The sequence below is a fragment of the Arthrobacter sp. 10T413_2 genome, assembly GCF_056394205.1.
In genome coordinates this window covers 1-16,650 of record NZ_JBFTHK010000093.1, presented here as the reverse complement: position 1 = coordinate 16,650, position 16,650 = coordinate 1, and the positions used below count along the sequence as shown (strand labels likewise).

Annotated in this window: 16 protein-coding genes; 14 read left to right on the top strand and 2 right to left on the bottom strand. The window is 67.7% G+C overall.

Annotation, left to right across the window (positions count from 1 at the left end):
- The 14 genes from AC1DBQ_RS14730 to AC1DBQ_RS14665 form a co-directional block, all read left to right on the top strand.
- Positions 1–904, top strand: a 904-nt coding sequence (locus AC1DBQ_RS14730; protein WP_476929210.1) for a proteasome accessory factor PafA2 family protein, incomplete at its 5' end; no start/stop codon positions are given.
- Positions 905–996: 92 nt separating this feature from the next.
- Positions 997–1,200, top strand: a complete 204-nt coding sequence (locus AC1DBQ_RS14725) for a ubiquitin-like protein Pup (protein ID WP_026266331.1) — start codon at positions 997–999, stop codon at positions 1,198–1,200.
- Between the two features lie 84 nt (positions 1,201–1,284).
- Complete coding sequence (prcB, locus tag AC1DBQ_RS14720; protein ID WP_476929209.1) at positions 1,285–2,118, top strand: proteasome subunit beta; 834 nt, start codon at positions 1,285–1,287, stop codon at positions 2,116–2,118.
- Between the two features lies 1 nt (position 2,119).
- Entirely contained in the window at positions 2,120–2,827 is a 708-nt protein-coding gene (gene prcA / locus AC1DBQ_RS14715; RefSeq protein ID WP_476929208.1) for a proteasome subunit alpha, read from the top strand.
- A 1-nt stretch (position 2,828) separates the two neighbouring features.
- Complete coding sequence (gene pafA, locus AC1DBQ_RS14710; RefSeq protein WP_476929207.1) at positions 2,829–4,193, top strand: Pup--protein ligase; 1,365 nt, start codon at positions 2,829–2,831, stop codon at positions 4,191–4,193.
- A gap of 111 nt (positions 4,194–4,304) precedes the next feature.
- Positions 4,305–5,240 (top strand): FKBP-type peptidyl-prolyl cis-trans isomerase, encoded by a 936-nt coding sequence (locus AC1DBQ_RS14705; RefSeq protein WP_476929206.1) that lies wholly within the window; start codon positions 4,305–4,307, stop codon positions 5,238–5,240.
- A 41-nt stretch (positions 5,241–5,281) separates the two neighbouring features.
- Positions 5,282–5,677 (top strand): FKBP-type peptidyl-prolyl cis-trans isomerase, encoded by a 396-nt coding sequence (locus AC1DBQ_RS14700; RefSeq protein WP_476929205.1) that lies wholly within the window; start codon positions 5,282–5,284, stop codon positions 5,675–5,677.
- A 160-nt stretch (positions 5,678–5,837) separates the two neighbouring features.
- Complete coding sequence (locus AC1DBQ_RS14695; protein WP_476929204.1) at positions 5,838–7,871, top strand: helix-turn-helix transcriptional regulator; 2,034 nt, start codon at positions 5,838–5,840, stop codon at positions 7,869–7,871.
- A 5-nt stretch (positions 7,872–7,876) separates the two neighbouring features.
- Positions 7,877–8,266, top strand: a complete 390-nt coding sequence (locus AC1DBQ_RS14690) for a hypothetical protein (RefSeq protein ID WP_476929203.1) — start codon at positions 7,877–7,879, stop codon at positions 8,264–8,266.
- Between the two features lie 35 nt (positions 8,267–8,301).
- Positions 8,302–8,571, top strand: a complete 270-nt coding sequence (gene tatA / locus AC1DBQ_RS14685; protein ID WP_116765673.1) for a Sec-independent protein translocase subunit TatA — start codon at positions 8,302–8,304, stop codon at positions 8,569–8,571.
- Positions 8,572–8,619: 48 nt separating this feature from the next.
- On the top strand, positions 8,620–9,414 hold the full coding sequence (gene tatC / locus AC1DBQ_RS14680) for a twin-arginine translocase subunit TatC (protein WP_476929211.1): 795 nt from the start codon (positions 8,620–8,622) through the stop codon (positions 9,412–9,414).
- A gap of 24 nt (positions 9,415–9,438) precedes the next feature.
- Complete coding sequence (locus AC1DBQ_RS14675; RefSeq protein ID WP_476929202.1) at positions 9,439–12,348, top strand: DEAD/DEAH box helicase; 2,910 nt, start codon at positions 9,439–9,441, stop codon at positions 12,346–12,348.
- A gap of 106 nt (positions 12,349–12,454) precedes the next feature.
- Entirely contained in the window at positions 12,455–14,146 is a 1,692-nt protein-coding gene (locus tag AC1DBQ_RS14670; RefSeq protein ID WP_476929201.1) for an amidohydrolase, read from the top strand.
- Between the two features lie 443 nt (positions 14,147–14,589).
- Complete coding sequence (locus AC1DBQ_RS14665) at positions 14,590–15,324, top strand: polyprenol monophosphomannose synthase (RefSeq protein WP_476929200.1); 735 nt, start codon at positions 14,590–14,592, stop codon at positions 15,322–15,324.
- Between the two features lie 109 nt (positions 15,325–15,433).
- On the opposite strand, the gene AC1DBQ_RS14660 is transcribed toward AC1DBQ_RS14665, so the two are convergent.
- The gene (locus AC1DBQ_RS14660; RefSeq protein ID WP_026266329.1) at positions 15,434–15,781 is read right to left on the bottom strand and encodes an RNA polymerase-binding protein RbpA; all 348 of its coding nucleotides are present in this window, start codon (positions 15,779–15,781) and stop codon (positions 15,434–15,436) included.
- Positions 15,782–16,192: 411 nt separating this feature from the next.
- Positions 16,193–16,650: SPFH domain-containing protein (locus tag AC1DBQ_RS14655; RefSeq protein ID WP_476929199.1), on the bottom strand; the 458-nt coding region annotated here is incomplete at its 5' end.

The following is a 16,650-nucleotide window of genomic DNA, read 5'->3' as shown; positions in this document are numbered from 1 at the left end:
CTTCGAAACCGAAGTGGGCCTGGAAACCACCATCCGCCGGCCCATCATCAACACCCGGGACGAACCCCACGCCACCGCGGACAAGTACCGCCGGCTCCACGTCATCATCGGTGACGCCAACCTCAGCCAGGCCTCCAACTTCCTCAAGTTCGGCACCACCGCGATGGTCCTGAGCCTGATCGAGGCCGGCCTGGCGCCGCGGATTGAGGTTCACGAGCCCGTCGCGGCCCTGCAGACGGTCAGCCACGACACCTCGCTGACCGCGATGCTGCGCCTGAGCGACGGCCGGCGGATCACCGCCCTGGACCTGCAATGGATCTATTTCGAGGCCGCCTCCAAACGCGCTCAGGACACCGGCGTTGCGGACGCCGTGGACGGCGACGGGCACACCCACGAGGTCCTGGAACGCTGGTCCGGCACCTTGAGTGAACTTGGGGGTGACCGGGCGGCAGCCGCCTCCTCCGTGGAATGGCTTGCCAAACTGTCCCTGCTGGAGGGCTACCGCCAGCGCGACGGGCTCGACTGGGACAATGCCCGGCTGGGCCTCGTGGACCTGCAATGGGCCGACATCCGCCCCKAAAAAGGGCTCTACTACCGCCTGCTGGCCCGCGACCGGATGCAACGGATCGTCGACGACGCCGCGATCAGCCGCGCGGTGACCGAACCGCCGTCGGACACGCGCGCGTACTTCCGCGGACGCTGCGTCAGCCGCTTCGGCGCCGACCTCGCGGGCGCGAGCTGGGACTCGGTGATCTTCGATMTCCCCGGCCGCGGCAGGCTCCAGCGGGTCCCCACCCGGGAGCCGCTGCGCGGAACCGAGGCCCTCACCGGCGGCCTCTTCGCCCGGCACCGGGAGGCCGGGACGTTCCTGGCCGAACTGCTGGGGCTCAGCCCCGGTTCCTAGGAACAAAAGGCCCCCGCGGGCGCCCCGCGCGTGGCACTATTGCTACAGGATGTCCCTTACGAGAAAARGGGACGGACATGAAGGAGAGAACAATGGCAGGCCAGGAGCAGCAGCAGCCGCAGTCGCGGGACACCGAGGTTGACGAGGACGTCCCCGCCGCGCCGCCGGCCCCCGCGGACGCCCAGGCGTCGGCAGCCACCCAGGGCGTTGACGATCTCCTCGACGAGATCGACGGCGTGCTGGAATCCAACGCCGAGGAATTCGTCCGCGCATTCGTCCAAAAGGGCGGCCAGTAAGAGCGCCGACGGCCGCCGGATGAGGGCGGCAGGAGGGGCTAAGAGCCGGAAGWGTCGTTGATCCACCACGTTGAGGGAGCGTCAGTGCAGGAAACAACAGCCAACCGCGTAGCAGCCAACGCGACGTCCTCATTCACCGAGCATCTGCAGCGCGAGCGGCCCGACTTAATGCCCTTCGGCCACATGCCTTTCAACCAGCTGCCCGCCGCCGGCCAGACCGCAGCACCCCTCCAGGCCCCGCACGGAACCACGATTGTGGCGATGAGCTACGCCGGGGGAGTGCTGATGGCCGGGGACCGACGCGCCACGATGGGCAACGTCATCGCGAGCCGGCACATTGAGAAAGTCTTCCCCGCCGACCAGTACTCCGTACTGGGCATCGCCGGAACCGCCGGAATCGCCCTCGACATCACCCGGCTGTTCCAGGTCGAGCTGGAGCACTACGAGAAGATCGAAGGCACGCTCCTGAGCCTGGACGGCAAGGCGAACCGGCTCGGCGCCATGGTCCGGGGCAACCTGCCCATGGCGATGCAGGGCCTCGCCGTCGTCCCCCTGTTCGCGGKGTTCGACCGGCCCGCCGGCTTCGGCAGGCTTTTTTCCTACGACGTCACGGGCGGCCGCTACKAGGAACAGGAACACCATGCCGTGGGATCCGGCTCGATGTTCGCCCGCGGCGCGCTGAAGAAACTCTGGCGCCCCGGGCTCTCGGAGCAGGATGCCGTGGCGGTCGCCGTCGAGGCACTGTACGACGCCGCCGACGACGACTCCGCCACGGGCGGCCCCGACCCGGTCCGGCAACTGTGGCCGGTGGTCTACGTGGTGAACCGGACAGGCGCCGTCCGGGTCCCGGACCGCGACCTCGCCGCAGTGGCCGGCCGCATCATCGAATCCCGGGCCGTCGCCCAGCGGGAGGCCTAGCATGACGCAACAGTTTTATGTATCCCCCGAACAGCTGATGAAGGACCGTGCGGACTTCGCACGGAAGGGCATCGCCCGCGGACGCTCGGTGGTGGTCATCAGCTGCAAAGACGGGATTGCCCTCGTGGCGGAGAACCCGTCCCCGTCACTGCACAAGATCGGCGAGATCTACGACAAAATCGCGTTCGCCGCCGTCGGAAAATACAACGAGTTTGAGAGCCTGCGACAGGCCGGGGTGCGGTACGCCGACGTCCGCGGCTACTCCTACGACCGTGAGGATGTCACGGCCCGCGGCCTGGCCAGCGTCTACGCCCAGAGCCTCGGAGCGGTGTTCACGGCCGAGCAGAAGCCCTTCGAGGTGGAACTGGCCGTCGCCGAAGTCGCCCGGACCCAGGAGGCGGACCACCTGTACCGGCTGACGTTTGACGGGTCCATCGCCGATGAACACGGCTTCATCGTGATGGGCGGGCAGGCGGACAAGGTGTCCGAGGCGGTCGCGGCGGGCTGGCAGGGCGAACTCGACTTCGCCGGGGCCATCCGGCTGGCCCTCGCCGGGCTCGTGGCGGACAAGGAAACAACCACCCTGCCGGCGTCCGCGCTGGAAGTTGCCGTACTGGACCGCGGTTCGGAAACCGGCCGCGGCACCCGCCGGGCGTTCCGGCGGCTCGAGGACGCGGACATCGTGGCACTGCTGGCTGAGGAGAAGTGAGATGGACAAGCGCATATTCGGCATCGAAACCGAATTCGGAATTTCCTATTCAAGCCCGGAATCCCGGCCGCTCGCGCCGGAGGAAGTCGCCCGCTACCTCTTCCGCAAGGTGGTCAGCTGGGGGCGGTCCTCCAACGTCTTCCTGACCAACGGTTCGCGTCTCTACCTGGATGTCGGATCCCACCCCGAGTACGCCACGGCCGAGTGCGACGACCTCGCCCAGCTGATCGCGCACGACCGCGCCRGGGAACTKATCCTGTGCGACCTCGTGGACGAGGCCCAGGAACGGCTGGCGGCCGAGGGCTTCAACGGCACCGTCTACCTGTTCAAGAACAACACCKACTCGGCCGGAAACTCCTACGGCAGCCACGAAAACTACCTCATCCCGCGCCGCGGGGAATTTTCCCGGCTCGCCGAGATCCTGATCCCGTTCCTGGTGACGCGCCAGCTGATCGCCGGGGCCGGCAAAATTCTGAAGACCCCGCACGGGGCCACCTTCGCGTTCTCCCAGCGGGCCGACCATATCTGGGAGGGCGTGTCCTCGGCCACCACCCGTTCCCGGCCCATCATCAACACCCGGGACGAGMCGCACGCGGATGCCGAGTTCTACCSGCGCCTGCACGTGATCGTGGGCGATTCCAACATGTCCGAAACCACGGCCCTGCTCAAGATCGGCACGGTGGACCTGATCCTGCGGATGATCGAGGCCGGGGTGATCATGCKCGACATGCGGATGKAGAACCCGATCCGCAGCATCCGGGAAATCTCACACGACCTCAGCGGCCGGGCCCTGGTGAGGCTAGCCAACGGCCGGCAGCTCACGGCTCTGGAGATCCAGCGCGAGTACCTGAGCAAGGTGACCGCGTTTGTGGCCGAAAACGGTGCCCACAACGCCCACGTGCCGCTCATCCTTGACCTGTGGGAGCGCACCTTGGATGCGATCGAAAGCGGTGACACCAGCACGATCGACACCGAAGTGGACTGGGCCATCAAGAAGAAGCTCATGGACAACTACCGCGAACGGCACGGCCTGGGGCTCGACGCCCCCCGGATCGCGCAGCTTGACCTGACTTACCACGACATCTCCCGCAGCCGCGGCCTCTTCTACCTGCTCCAGGCCCGCGGAGCCACCCGCCGGGTAGTGGACGACACCACAGTCAAGGACGCGGTGGACGCCCCGCCGCAKACCACCCGCGCCAAACTCCGCGGCGACTTCGTCCGGCGCGCCCAGGAACTRGGACGTGACTACACCGTGGACTGGGTTCATCTGAAGCTCAACGACCGCGCCCACCAGACCATCCTGTGCAAGGATCCGTTCCGGAGCGTGGACGAGCGGGTCGATGCCCTGCTGGACTCGATGGGCTGATACCCAGCTTTCCACGTTATTCTGAGGTAGGGCCGCCTTGCGGCCGCCGCTTTCTTTGCCCCGGGAAACCGAACGGCACTGAGTCCACCCTGCCTCGACGAAAGTTTCCAAGTGCGCCGACTACTTGCAATTCTTCTGCCCGGACTGCTGCTGCTGACCGCCTGTGGCGGCGGCGAAGCGCCCCCGGCGCCGGAACCCACCAGCCAGTCCGCGGGTGAGACCGCCAAGCTGGACTCGGTCAAACTCACGGAGAACGGCGACAAGAAGGCCCCCGGTGTTGAATTCACCAAGCCGCTCGACGTCAAGGAACCCACTGTCAAGGTGGTCACCGAGGGCAGCGGCGACCGGGTGAAGGCTAACCAGATCGCCGACATCTCGATCGTGGCCTTCAACGGCACGGACGGCTCCACCCTCGAAGACACGTTCCCGAACGATCCCGAGCCGCTGGAACTGAACGACGAGCTCAAGACCAGCAGCCCCGTGATCTACAACGCTTTCGTGGGCGCCAAGGTGGGCTCCCACATTGCCCTGGCCGTCCCCGGCCAGGCCGCAGCCGAAGGCACCGAGGCCAAGCCCACGCAGCTCCTGATCGTCAAGGTGCTCTCCGCCAAGGACGCTCCGCCGGTCCTGGACAAGCCGCAGGGCGACGTCGTCACCCCGCCGGCCGGACTGCCGACCGTCAAGGAAAACGACAAGGGCGTTCCGGAGATCTCCGTTGCAGGCGTCCCGGCACCGACCGCGCTGGTCTCCCAGGACCTCATCACCGGCAAGGGCCAGGCCGTCAAGGACTCCGACACCATCACGGTCAACTACGTGGGCGTCGCCCTGGCGACCGGCAAGGTGTTCGATTCCAGCTTTGACCGGGGCCAGAAGGCCACCTTCCCGCTCACCGGCGTCATCAAGGGCTGGACCCAGGGCCTGACCGGCAAGACGGTCGGCTCGCGCGTCCTTTTGGTGGTCCCGAAGGACCTCGCCTACGGTGATCAGGGCCAAGGCGACGCCAAGGGCGACCTMGTCTTCGTCGTCGACATCCTCGGCGTCAAGTAATCCACCGCATCCACCACACGTCACCCCCCAAAGGAGCAACCATGTCATTTGGACAGCGCAAACTCGACCGCGAAAAGCCGGAAATCGACTTCCCCCAAGGAGACGTCCCCACCGAACTGGTCATCACGGACCTGATCGAAGGCGACGGCGCCGAGGCCAAAGCCGGCGACACCGTTTCCACCCACTACGTGGGCGTCGCCTGGTCCACCGGTGAAGAATTCGACGCGTCCTGGGGCCGCGGCGCGCCGCTGGACTTCCGGGTCGGCGTCGGCCAGGTCATCCAGGGCTGGGACCAGGGCCTCCTCGGGATGAAGGTCGGCGGCCGCCGCCGCCTCGAGATTCCCTCCGAGCTTGCCTACGGTTCCCGTGGCGCCGGCGGGGCGATCGGCCCCAACGAGGCCTTGATCTTCGTCGTCGACCTCGTCGCCGTCCGCTAAGGGACGCCGAGCACCAACAGCAGGGCCGGCTGCATCAGCAGACTGAACCAGCACCTGAATCACCCCCTTGGGGCGCAAGCGCGGTAACAATCGGAAAAGTTCTTCCGGCTGTTGCCGCGCTTTCGTCTTTTTCGGGGATCGGCTTTAGTACCCTTGCGGGGTGTCCGCCTCACGTACAGAACGTCTCCTGAACCTGCTCATTGCCCTGCTCAACACCAAGTACGGCCTGCGCCGCAGCGAGCTGCGCGCAAAGGTCTACCGCGACACGACGAGCAGTGATGTCGCGTTCGGCCGCATGTTCGAACGCGACAAAGGAGAGCTGCGCCAGTTTGGCTTCGATGTTGAGACCGTGACGGACCAGGGCTGGGGCTCCGACGACCCCGCCACCACCCGGTACCGGATCGGCAAGGAATCGAACCGGCTCCCGGACGTCAGCCTCACCCCCGAAGAGTGCACGGTGCTGATCCTCGCGGCGCAACTCTGGGAGCACGCCGCGCTCGGCTCCGCCGCCGTCGACGCGGTCCGCAAGCTGCAGGCCGCCGGCGGCCTCGTCGACGCCGAACTCCCCGTCGGGGTCCAGCCGCGCATCCGACCTGCCGGTCAGGCGTTCGAGGACCTGGTGGCCGCCATGCACGCCCAGCACCCGGTCAGCTTCAGCTACCTCGCCGGCAGCACCGGCAAGGAGCAGGAACGCCTCGTCGAGCCCTGGGGCCTCGGCAGCCGCTTCGGCCAGTGGTACCTCGTTGGCCACGACCGGGACCGTGGGGACAAGCKGTACTTCCGGCTGTCCCGGCTGACCTCCGCCGTGACAGTGCTGGACAAGGAGAGCTTCACCCCGCCGGCCGGGTTCAACGTCCGCGCCGAACTGGCGGCCCTGGCCGAACTGCCGGTGCAGACCGCCGTCGTCGACGTCGACCAGGGTCGGCTACTCGGATTGCGCAAACGCGCCCTTTCGGGGCCCGACGCCGGCCCGGACGCCGGTGCCGCCGCGGAACCCGGGGAGCAGCCCGCGGCGGGACGGGACCGCCTTACCGTGCCCTTCCGCGATGCCGAAACGCWGGGCGAGGAGCTGGCCTCCTACGGTCCCCGGGCCGTCGTGGTGTCGCCGCCCGAACTCGCCKCCGCCGTCCGCCGCCGCCTCACCGCGGCCGTAGCGTTCGCCGCCGCGCCGGTCCCGGAGGTGGCCTTCCCCGAGGCCGGCCGTGCCGCCCGCCCCCGCAAACGCACGTCCGAGGACCAGCTCAAGCGGATGCTGCAACTGGTTCCCTTCCTGGTCCACAACCAGGGGCTGCACATCAGCGAGGTGGCCGCCCGCTTCGGAATCACCCGCAAGGCCCTCGAGGACGATTTGCGCATCCTGATCTGCTCGGGCCTGCCGGAAGGCTACCCCGACGATCTGCTGGACATTCAGTGGGACGACGACCACGTCTTCATCACCCAGGACCTGGACCTGACCCGCCCGGTCCGTTTCACCGTTGACGAGGCCYGCGCGCTACTGACGGGCCTGGAGACGCTCAACGGCCTGCCTGAACTCKCCGCAGGCGGCGCGCTTGAATCGGTGACGCTCAAGCTCATGGCCKCGGCGGGGGAGGAGGGGCTCAAAGCGGCCTCGCTCTCCGGCCCCGAGGTGGCCCCCGGAAACTCCGCCACCCTGGAGACCGCCCGCGCCGCGATCCGGTCCGGCGCACAGCTTCATCTGAAGTACTTCTCCCCACAGCGCGACACCGTCTCCGAACGCGACGTGGACCCCCTGCGGCTGTATTCGCTCGACAACACGTGGTACCTCGAGGCGTACTGCCACCTGGCCGGGGGCCTGCGCAACTTCCGCCTGGACAGGATCGAGGACCTCACGCCCAACGGACGCCCGGCAGCCGGAACGGCGACACCGGCGGACAGCTTCCCGGTGAAGCTGTTCACACCGAACGACGACGACACGTTGGTGGTGGTGCAACTTACCCCCCGCGGCACCGGCCTCGCCGACGACTACTATGCCGATCGGACCGCCGCCCTGCCTGGTGGCGGCCTGCTGGCCGAGATCCGGTTMGGCAGCACGGACTGGCTGCCGATGTTCGTCGCACAGCACGGAGGCACGGTGCGGATCCTGCAGCCGGCCGCCCTCGCCGAGGCGTCCCGGCAGTGGCTCGCCGCCGCCCTGACGCAATACGAGGACTTGCCGGACCGCCCGATAGACTAATCAGCATGCCTTGGTGGTCCTGGATCGTGATCTGGATAGCGCTCGTCGCGCTGTCGCTGTTGTTCTACGGCGTGCTCGGCGTGCGTTTGTACCGGCAAGCCACCACCGCGCTCCGGGAACTCGGTGAAGCCATGGACCGGTTTTCCCGCCTTCCGTCACCCGCTGACGCAGCTGCGGGCTCCCTGCCGGTGCCTGCCGACGGCGGGACCGGCCGCCCGGGCGGAACGGCCCCTCAACCGGTACCCGGTGGCGCTGTTTTTGCCTCGCCTGCCCGGATGCGTCATGATTACGACGCATCCAAGCTCGCCCGGCAGGACGCCCGCCGGCTGCGCCGCATCCAGCGCAAGAAGGACCGCGGGCAGCCCCAGGCGCTGCGCGACATCGAATTGGGTTAGACGTAGGATGTATTCAAACGAAAGGACCTCCTGACATGAGGCTTGAAGGCTGGCATCTCATCATCATCATCGTTCTGGCATTGGTGCTGTTCGCTGCACCGAAGCTGCCGGGCATGGCCCGCAGCCTGGGCCAGTCGATGCGCATTTTCAAGTCGGAAGTCCGGGAAATGAAGAAGGACGGCACCTCCGACGCCAAGGAAGGCTCCGAGCCGGTCGAGGGCCGGGTTGTTAACCACCCGCAGGCCGCCGCCCCGGAAAGCCGCACGGGCGACGGAACCGACGTTCCGCCGTCGACCCGCGCCTAAGACCGCATGGCAGTAACCATGAGCCGTCGATCGAACCCCGAGGGGAGGATGGCGCTCCTTGACCACCTGAAAGAGCTGCGCAACCGGCTCTTCAAGGCGGCAATCGCCGTCGTCCTCGGGACGGTGGCGGGATTCCTCGTCTACCAGCCGATGCTTGAGGCGCTGATCAAGCCGATCCGTGACCTGAACGAACATCAAGGCCGTCAGGCGACGCTGAACTTTGACGGGGTCGCGAGCTCGTTCGACCTCATGATCCAGGTATCCGTGTTCCTKGGCCTGATCATCGCCAGCCSCGTCTGGCTCTACCAGCTCTGGGCCTTCATCGTGCCCGGACTGCACAAGAAGGAACGCCGCATCGCCCTGTCCTTCGTGGCAGCGGCCGTGCCGTTGTTCGTCGGCGGCGTCCTGCTGGCCTGGCTCGTGCTGCCCAACGCGGTGCGCGTGCTGACCGAATTCACGCCGGCGGGCGGCTCCAACTTCATCAGCGCCCAGGTCTACCTGACCTTTGTCCTGCGGCTGCTGCTGGCCTTCGGCATCGCCTTCCTCCTGCCGGTGGTCCTGGTGGGACTGAACCTGGCCGGACTCGTCAAGGGCCAGCAACTTCTCAAAAGCTGGCGGATCACCGTATTCCTGGTGTGCCTATTCGCCGCCATGGCCGCGCCCGGCGCCGACGCCACCAGCATGTTCTACCTCGCCGTCCCCATGCTGGCCCTGTTCTTCGCCGCGATCGGGCTGTGCATGCTCAACGACCGCCGGCGMGAACGACGCGCCGTCAAACGCGCCGCCGAGACCGAAGCCACCGCAGATCAGGCCACCMCAAGCTCCGAGCTGGAGAATCTCTAGGCCTTCGCGCATTAGGCTGKAAGCATGTCGTCACACCCCGCGCCGGAGTCACCGTCCGAACGTTACCGCGCCAGCGTCGAGCGGGCTGCCGAAGCCAAGACCTACCTGGGCGGTTTCATCCGCTCCCTGGAATTCGAACTCGATGAGTTCCAGCGCGAGGCATGCCTGTCCCTGCAGGCCGGCCGCGGCGTGCTGGTGGCCGCCCCCACCGGGGCCGGGAAGACCATCGTGGGCGAGTTCGCCATCTACCTGGCCCTCCAGCGCGGGCTCAAGGCTTTCTACACCACGCCCATCAAAGCCCTGAGCAACCAGAAGTACTCCGAACTGGCCRCCAAGTACGGTGCCGCCCAGGTGGGCCTCCTCACCGGCGATACGAGCATCAACGGCGACGCACCCGTGGTGGTCATGACCACCGAAGTGCTCCGCAACATGCTCTACGCGGATTCGGACACGTTGGACGACCTTGGTTTCGTAGTCATGGACGAAGTCCACTACCTGGCCGACCGCTTCCGCGGCGCCGTGTGGGAGGAAGTCATCATCCACCTGCCAAGCGAGGTCCAGGTGGCCTCCCTKAGTGCCACGGTCTCCAACGCCGAGGAGTTCGGCGCGTGGCTCGATACCGTGCGCGGACAGACCGACGTGATCGTCTCCGAGCACCGCCCCGTGCCCTTGTGGCAKCACGTCATKGTGGGCCGGAAGATCGTGGACCTTTTCGCCGGCGATACCAGCTTCGACGAGATCGCGCCGGCGCGTGAGGGCGCTGGCAGTGAGGCGGCTACCGCTGCTGTGACAGCKACCGCCGTCACGGCAGAGGTGTCCGCGCGGGCCGGTTTCGAGGTCAACCCGGAGCTGCTTTCCATGGCACGGGCCGAGAGCCAGATGAATTTCCGTGGCCGCTTCGGCCATGGCGGACGGAACCAGCGCCGCCAGCAGCGCGGCCAGCGGGACGAACCCCAGGGCGGCCAGCGCAGCCCGGTGCGGAAGGCCAGCCGGCCCCAGGTCATCGCCAGCCTGGACCGGCAGGACCTCCTGCCGGCCATCACGTTCATCTTCTCTCGCGCCGGCTGYGACGCAGCCGTGGCGCAGTGCGTCTCCGCCGGGCTCTGGCTGACGAATGAGCGCGAGCAGCAGATCATCGCCCAGCGCGTTGACGAAGCCGCCCAGGACATCCCCTCGGATGATCTCGACGTGMTCGGCTTCTGGAGCTGGCGGGACGGCCTGGTKCGCGGACTCGCCGCGCACCATGCCGGCATGCTGCCGACCTTCAAGGAGGTCGTGGAGAAGCTGTTCGTCGACGGCCTGGTCAAAGCCGTCTTCGCCACCGAAACGCTCGCCCTGGGCGTCAATATGCCGGCCCGCTGCGTCGTGCTGGAGAAGCTGGACAAGTTCAACGGCGAGGCGCACGTCAACATCACGGCGGGGGAGTACACCCAGCTGACGGGCCGTGCCGGCCGCCGGGGCATCGACGTCGAGGGCCACGCGGTGGTGCTGTGGCAGCCCGGCACCGATCCGGCCGCCGTCGCCGGTCTCGCCTCACGCCGGACGTACCCGCTCAACTCAAGCTTCCGGCCCACCTACAACATGTCCATCAACCTCCTGGCACAGTTTGGCCGCCCCCGCGCCCGGGAAATCCTCGAATCGTMCTTTGCGCAGTTCCAGGCGGACCGGTCGGTGGTGGGACTTGCCCGGCAGGTCCGTAGCCGGGAGGAGTCCCTCGCGGGTTTCAGCAAGTCCATGACCTGCCACCTGGGCGACTTCACCGGGTACGCCCGGTTGCGGCGCGCGCTGGCCGATGCCGAGAAGATGGCGTCCAGGAGCAGCCACCGGGCGGTGAAGTCGCTCACGGAGGACTCCCTGAGCCGCTTGCTTCCGGGCGACGTGGTGGATGTTCCCTCCGGAAAGTCGCCGGGTCTCGCGGTGGTGCTCAGCTCCGACCACGAATCCAGGGAGCCCCGCCCCGCCGTCATGACGCTGGACAACCAGCTCCGCCGGATCGGACTGCAGGACGTCGAGGGTCCGTTGTCGCCCATCACGCGGATCAGGATTCCCAAGTCCTTMAACGCCAAGGTCCCCAAGTCGCGCCGCGACCTGGCGTCCTCGGTGCGCAACGCCATTCGCGAGCACCGTCCGCCGGCGCCCCCGCGCCGCGACGAGGACTTCGGCCGGTCTGCGGCCGCGCCMAACCAGGAGAAACGGATCGCCGAGTTGCGCAGGGAGCTCCGCGCCCACCCGTGCCACGGCTGCAGCGAACGCGAGGACCATGCACGCTGGTCCGAGCGCTGGTGGAAGCTCCGCCAGGAGACGGACGGGCTGATTCGTCAGATCCAGGGCCGGACCAACACCATCGCCAAGACATTCGACCGCGTGTGCGGCGTCCTGACGAGCTACGGCTACCTGGAGACCTCGGACACCGKCGTGCTGAACATCAGCCCGGACGGTCAGCGGCTGCGGCGGATCTACGGCGAAAAGGACCTGCTGATCTCGCAGTCCCTGCGGATGGGTGCGTTCAACGACCTCGACGCCGCCGAAATCGCCGCCCTGGCCAGTGTGCTCGTCTACCAGGCCAAACGCGAGGAMCGCGGCCTGCGACCCAAGATGCCGAGCATCTCGCTGGAATCCGCCGTCGATACCGTGGTGCGCGAGTGGTCCGCCCTCGAGGACGTGGAGGAGGCCAACAAGCTGCCGCTCACCGGTGAGCCCGAACTCGGCCTCGTCTGGCCGATCTTCAAATGGGCCAAGGGCCGGCACCTCCAGGACGTGCTCAGCGGCACCGACCTGGCCGCAGGCGACTTTGTCCGCTGGGTCAAACAGGTCATTGACCTTTTGGACCAGCTMGCCGACATCCMGACCCTCGACCMCCGGATTGCGCGGCTCTGCGCGGAGGCGATCAAGCTCATCAAACGCGGCGTCGTCGCCTATTCCTCCATCGCGTAGGCTGCGGGCCCTACCGGCCCGCTCGCTGGCCCGCGACCGCGGCCTGCCAAGACTTTTGAACCCGCCGGCGCCACGCCGGCCACCCGTTACGAGGAGTTACCGACCTATGACCGATTCGCCGGCTGCCGCAGCCCGCAAAGTCACGCTGTACCGCAACGGCTCCGTCTACACGGCGGCCGACCCTTTCGCGACCGCGATGCTGGTCGACGGCGATACCGTCGCCTGGGTCGGTTCCGAACAGGCTGCCACCTCCATTGCGGAMTCTTCGATGGAGGTGATCGATCTGCAGGGCGCGCTGCTGGCCCCCGGATTCGTCGACTCCCACGTCCACCTGACGGAAACCGGTATCGCGMTCGATTCGCTGCAGCTGGCGGGCGTCCGCTCCGCCGCTGAACTGCTCGACGCCGTCTCCGCCTCCAGCGCCTCCACCTCCAGCGCCTCCGCCTCCAGCGCGGGCGGTACCGTGCTGGGCCACGGCTGGGACGAGACCACTTGGACCAACCCCGCGCTGCCCAGCCGGGAGGAAATCGAACGCGCCGCCGGCGGCCGCAAGGTCTACCTGGCCCGTGTGGATGCCCACTCGGCCCTGGTGTCCAGCTCCCTGGCGGCGTCGGCGGGGCTGGAAGGGCTCGACGGCTTCACCGCCGACAGCCAGGTCAAGCGCGGCGCCCACACCGCGGCCCGCCAGGTGGCCCGCCAGCTGCCGGCGGACACCCTGCGCGGCTACCAGCGGCGCGCCCTCGCCGAGGCGGCCGCGAACGGATACGTGGCCCTCGCGGAGATGGCCGCTCCGCACATCGGGACGGTTGAGGACCTGCGGGTAGCGGCGGGCTGGAACAGCGCCTCCGGCGCAGTCGACGATGCCACGCATCCGGTGMCGGAAATCCTGCCCTATTGGGGCGAGCTGGCGACCTCCGAGGACCACGCCCGGTCCATCCTGGACGGCCTGGGCGTCCCGGTTCTGGGCCTTGCCGGCGACCTCAACATCGACGGCTCGATCGGCTCACGGACCGCGTCCCTGCGTGCCGACTACGCCGACGCACCGGGGGAGCGCGGCAGCCAGTACCTCTCCGTGGCCGAGGCGGCCGCCCACCTTGCGGCGTGCTCGCTCCTGGGCGTTCAGGCAGGCTTCCACGTGATTGGTGACGCCGGCCTGGACGCAGCCCTGGATGCCCTGGACCTGGCCGCTGCCGAGGTGGGCGAACAGCGCGTCCGCGCCGCGGGACACCGCTTCGAGCACGTCGAGCTCGCGGATCGCGCGGCAATCACGCGGCTGGCCCGCTACTCCGTCACCGTCAGCGCCCAGCCGGTCTTCGACGCGCTGTGGGGCGACGGAAACAGCCTGTACCAGCAGCGYCTCGGCGACCGCCGGCTGGGCATGAACGCTTTTGCAAGCCTCTACGCGGCCGGCGTGCCGATCTGCTTCGGCAGCGACACCCCCGTCACGCCGCTACGGCCGTGGTCCAGCGTGCGGGCGTGCCTGGAGCACACCAACCCGGCAGAGCGGATCTCGGCCCGCGCCGCGTTCCTCGGCCACACCCGGGCCGGCTGKCGGGCGGCCCGCTACCGCAACCCCATGGCCGGGCAGCTGGTGCCCGGAGCTCCGGCCAGCTTCGCTGTCTGGGAGGTCGAGGAACTCATGGTCCAGGTTGCMGACGGCCGGGTGCAGTCCTGGAGCACCGACCCGCGGGCCCGTACGCCACTCCTGCCGGCACTGGATACGGGCACGGACCCCGTCTGCCTCCAGACGGTCCGCGACGGCCAGGAACTCTACGCCAGCGGAGCGCTCGGCGCCTGACCGTACGGGCGACGCAAACAGCCGGAGGCCCAGAAACATTGACCCGCGGGCCCGTGCCCTGAACTGGGACGAWGGACAAAACGGCAGGTCACGGCTCGGTTGACAGATCGGGGTGCCGCCGTAGCATTGAGGGTCAACGGAGGGTTGCGTACGGCGCAGGCTCCGGTAGTCCCCGGTCCATTCCAGGTTGCCGCACCCGCGGGAGCTTTACTGGTCATGACCACGGGCACCCCGAGGGGGCGGGTCTACTTCGCAGCAGAAAACGGTTCCGGSGCCGAAATATTCAGGCCCGCCGGTACTGGCCCGAAGCGAGTGGACCTGCCCGGGGCCGCCATGCGGCCCGTCACGCGCGTGCGACTCCCTATAATGGGAAGTTGCGCCTGGAAGTCTTCGACAATTCTCTGCCGGCGCACCGACCGCTCCCTTCAAGGAAAGGCCTCGCAGTGCGTGTCCTCACCATCATCCCCACCTATAACGAGCTGGAATCGTTGCCCAAGACCCTCGGTCGCCTGCGCACAGCCGTGCCCGCTTCCGATGTGCTGGTTGTCGACGACAACAGCCCGGACGGCACAGGACAGCTGGCGGACCGCATGGCCGCCGACGACGGCCAGATCCACGTCCTGCACCGGGCCGGCAAGGCCGGGCTCGGCGCCGCCTACATCGCGGGCTTCAAGTGGGGTCTGGACGCCGGCTACGACATCCTCGTGGAGATGGACGCCGACGGCTCGCACCAGCCCGAGCAGCTGCCGCAGCTGATCGAGGCCGTGGAGCAAGGCGCGGACCTCGCCATGGGMTCACGCTGGGTTCCCGGCGGCAGCGTCGTCAACTGGCCGCTCTACCGGCAGGCCATCAGCCKGGTCGGCAGCACCTACGCCCGGATCATGCTGGGCGTTAAGATCAAGGACGTCACCGGCGGTTTMCGTGCCTTCCGCCGGACGACGCTCGAGAAGCTGAACCTGGATGCGGTGGACTCGGTCGGCTACGGCTTCCAGGTGGACCTGGCCTGGCGCGTGGCCAAGCTCGGCCTGACGATCGTGGAGCGCCCCATCACCTTTGTTGAGCGTGAACTCGGTGCATCGAAGATGAGCGGCAACATCGTCATCGAAGCCATGATCAAYGTCACGAAGTGGGGCCTGACGGCCCGCTGGAACAAGCTCAGGGGCAAGAAGGACGCCTAGCGGCCCGGACGGCACCGTCCCGGAAGCAGACCGCTTACGAAAAGGACCGGGCCCGCATCACAAGTGATGCGGGCCCGGTCCTTTTTAGCCGGTGGTATGAGCTGGCCGTCTAGGCCGACCGGCGTTCGCCGCGGCGTTCGCGCAGGATCGTGAGACGGTCTTCGAGGATCTGCTCAAGCTCGGGGAGGCTACGGCGTTCCAGCAGCATGTCCCAGTGCGTACGCACTGCCTTTTCGTTGCTGTTGACGGGGCGTTCGCCGTCCACCAGCAAGGCCTCCTTGCCCGTCTTCGAAACCCAAACCGGGGGGATTTCGGCTTCCGAGGAGAACGTMACAAACACCTGCTCGCCGTCCTCGCAACGGTATTCAACCCGCTGGCGCGGAGCCGGTTCGACGCCGGATTCGGTCTCCATGCTCTGCGCGCCAAGGCGCATACCCCGCAGGCTGCGATCGCTCATCTTTTCTCCCTCTATTCGGTTCGCAGGGTCCAGCCCTGCGTTATCCGGGGACCGTCAGGCGCCGGACTTCTGGTTGCACTGTGCTGTACCGCGAGTGACCCGCTGACCGGGCCGGATGACAGTCACCAGTGACAAAAACTGTTTGGCACGTCATTGGAATCAACGCTGTACGAAGCGTTTTTGTTCCGGACGGCTGAACCGGCCGGACAAATACTCAAGTATACGGCAGTGGTGCCCACGAGGTAAAGCGAGTAGCCGGGCGGCGCCGACCRCGTAAGGAGTACCCGCCTGATCCGGCCCTAAACGGCGGGCCCCCACGGCCGGGCCTGAACGACCGGGCCATGGGGGCCTGCGGGGACTGCCTGGAACCGTGATGCGGGCGGTGCCCGAGGATCCGGAAGGTGCMGGGGCCTAGGCCCGGCTTCCCGGGGTGTCGACCCCGCCGGGCGCGGCCAGCGGATCGGCATCCGTCGCCGTCGCCGCCGKGGGAGCTGGAACCGGAGCCGGTCCGGTACCCAGGACGCTGCCGATCCCCTTGAGCGCGTCGCCGACCTCGCTGGGAATGATCCACAGCTTGTTCGACGAGCCCTCAGCGATCTTCGGGAGGGTCTGGAGATACTGGTAGGCCAGCAGCTTCGGGTMCGGGTTGCCCTTATGGATGGCGTCGAAGACCTTCTGGATGGCCTGCGCCTCGMCGTCGGCCCGCAGGATCGCTGCCTTGGCGTCGCCTTCGGCCTTCAGRATGGAGGACTGGCGCTGACCTTCGGCGGTGAGGATGGCCGATTGTTTGGTTCCCTCCGCGGTCAGGATGGCGGCGCGGCGGTCACGTTCGGCCCGCATCTGCTTCTCCATCGAGTCCTGGATCGAGT